1 protein-coding gene is annotated in these 980 nt (G+C 74.6%); it reads left to right on the top strand.

Going from position 1 to position 980, the window contains the following annotated elements; translation table 11 throughout:
* Positions 1–980, top strand: a 980-nt coding sequence (locus tag LFA75_RS23720; protein WP_225236176.1) for an HNH endonuclease signature motif containing protein, incomplete at both ends; no start/stop codon positions are given.

The following is a 980-nucleotide window of genomic DNA, read 5'->3' as shown; positions in this document are numbered from 1 at the left end:
GCCAGCTGCGGGTCGATGCGCACCGGCAGCTGGTCCTCCGCCCCTGGGAGGCACTCCCCGACGACGTCGCCCGCGCCCGCTGGCAACTCGCCATGCGGGTGGAGCTGGCCGACCTCGACGGCCTGGGCTCGCTGGGCGCACCCCCCGGGTCTGCCGCACCGACCGCCGGCGGCGGCTCTCAGGGCGGTCCACACGTCGATACGGCGTCCGAGCCGGGCACCGACGGACGCAATGACCGGCCGGCACCGGCGGGCAGCACGAGCAGCAGACCCCGACGAGCCGGCCACGACGGGCCTGAGGGGCCTGAGGGGCAGGGCGAGCACGACAAGCAGCACGAACACGAGCTCAGCGAGCACGAGCACGAGCAGGATGACGGGCACGGGCACGGGCACGGGCACGGCGAGCACGAGCGCGGCGCTGGTTCCGGGGTCGGTGAGATCGGTGGGCTGCCGGTGTCCCCGGTCGCGGTGGCCGAGCTGCTGGCCCGCTACGACGCGCTCCTGGCCTCCGGTGCCCGTGGTCGGGTCCGGGGCGGGGACGTGTGGTTCGAGATCGTGGATGCCACCGGCCGCCTGCGCGCCCTCATCACCCCCGCCGACGCCCGCGCCGCCCTCCGCCGCGGCACCGGACTCGGACCACCACCGGCCATCGACAACTACGTCCCCACCGCCGCCCAGATCAGGTTCGTCAAAGCCCGCGACCGACACTGCCGGTTCCCCGGCTGTGCCCGGACAGCCGAGTACGTCGACCTCGACCACGTCATCCCCCGCGACCACGACGACCCCACCGCCGGCGGCCCGACCTGCGTGACCAACCTGGTGTGCCTGTGCCGCAGGCACCACCGGCTCAAGACCCACGCACCGGGCTGGGTCTTCGCCATGGACCCCGACGGCACCCTGCACGTCACCCCACCCGGCGGACGCACCCGCACCACCCGACCCGCCGGCATCGCCCAGGTCGACATGTCGACACCCACCCAC

Origin of the sequence: Klenkia terrae (assembly GCF_900491935.1) — a bacterium.
In the GTDB taxonomy this organism is placed as follows: Bacteria; Actinomycetota; Actinomycetes; order Mycobacteriales; family Geodermatophilaceae; genus Klenkia; species Klenkia terrae.
This window is presented reverse-complemented; position numbering and strand designations above follow the sequence as displayed.